This is a genomic window from Bradyrhizobium sp. PRIMUS42 (assembly GCF_023006515.1).
In the GTDB taxonomy this organism is placed as follows: Bacteria; Pseudomonadota; Alphaproteobacteria; order Rhizobiales; family Xanthobacteraceae; genus Bradyrhizobium.
In genome coordinates, this window is sequence record NZ_JALBGZ010001118.1 from 1 (window position 1) to 1,381 (window position 1,381).

The 1,381-nt window shown below is 66.3% G+C and carries 2 protein-coding genes; both read right to left on the reverse strand.

Translation table 11 applies throughout. From position 1 onward, the window contains the following. Positions 1–473 (reverse strand): efflux RND transporter permease subunit (locus MOV75_RS38175; RefSeq protein ID WP_246932854.1); only part of this gene is annotated, 473 nt, incomplete at its 3' end. After that, a partial coding sequence (locus MOV75_RS38180) for an efflux RND transporter periplasmic adaptor subunit (protein ID WP_247008003.1) occupies positions 473–1,381 on the reverse strand: 909 nt, incomplete at its 5' end. The genes MOV75_RS38180 and MOV75_RS38175, both read right to left, overlap by 1 nt.

A 1,381-nucleotide genomic window follows, 5' to 3' on the forward strand; every position in this document is an offset into this window, starting at 1 on the left:
GCGAGCTCGCGCATCGGCATGCCCTTGGCCTTGAGGGCATAAAGGGCGAAGCTCACGTCGGAATATTCGTCATTGACGAAGGGGCCGAGCACGCCGGAGGGCAGCTTGCGCGCTTCATCGCCCAGCTTCTTGCGGGCCTGGTAGAACTCCTCCTGCACGATCGAGGGCGGCGTGCTGTCCTTCAGCGTCACCGTCATGTAGGCGTAGCCCGGCCGCGTCGTCGTCTCCACCCGGTCGTACCAGGTCAGCTCCTGAATCCGCTTCTCCAGGGGCTCGGCGACCTGGTCCTGCATCTCGCGCGCGGTCGCGCCCGGCCAGACCGTCGTGACCGTCAGGGTCTTGATGGTGAAGGACGGATCCTCGGCCCGCCCGAGCATGAGGAAGGCGTAGGCGCCCGCGGCTGCCAATAGGAGGATGAAGAACAGGGTGACGGCCCGTTCGCGGACGGCGAGCGCGGAGAGATTGAAGCTCATCACTTGCTCCTGGTTTCCGAGGCGGTCTTGACGCGAGCGCCATCGTGCAGAAGATGAGCGCCGAGCGAAACGATCTGGTCACCGGACTTCGATCCGGAGATGACGGCCGTCTCGCTGGTCACGCGCAGAAGCTTGACAGGCTGCAAGCGTACGGTCGAGGTCGCGCTGTCGAACACCCAGACGCCGGTCGTTCTGCCGTCATCGAGCACGGCTCCGAGCGGCACCTGGACTTCCGGCTGATGATCCTGGCTGGCAAGCCGAATGGTGACGGTCGCGCCGAGCGGTGCCGCCGCGGCCTCGCCATCGAGCACGTAGCGGGCCTCATAGGTGCGGGTCTGGGGATCGGCGGAGTCCGACAATTGGCGCAGATGCCCGGTAAAGCGGCGTCCGTCGCTGCCATACAGGCTCGCTTCGGCGAGCGAACCGATCGCCGGCCGCATCGTTTCGGGAAGTGACACCACGGCTTCGCGAGGACCGGACTGGGCCAGCCGAACCACCGCCTGGCCGGCGGCGACGACCTGGCCGGGCTCACCCAGCGTTTGGGTGACCGTTCCGTCCGCATCCGCAACCAGGAGCGAGTAGGTCGCCTGGTTCTCGGCGACCTCTGCGTCGGCTTCCGCTGCAGCAAGCTGCGCTTTGGCGGTGTCCGACGCGGCCTTCGCCTGCTCGTAGCGCTGCTTGGACGTCCACCCGTCGTTCATCAGGTTGGCGTAGCGCCGCTCGTCGGCGTCGGTCTGAACGACAGTTGCGCGCGCTGCCGCAACGGCATTGCGCTTCGCCGTAAGCGCGAGACGGAGGTCGGTTTCGTCAATCCGCATCAGCGGCTGACCGGATTTGACCTGCTCACCGACGTTCACCAGTCGCTCGACGATCTTGCCGGCGACGCGGAAACCGAGATTGCTTTCCAC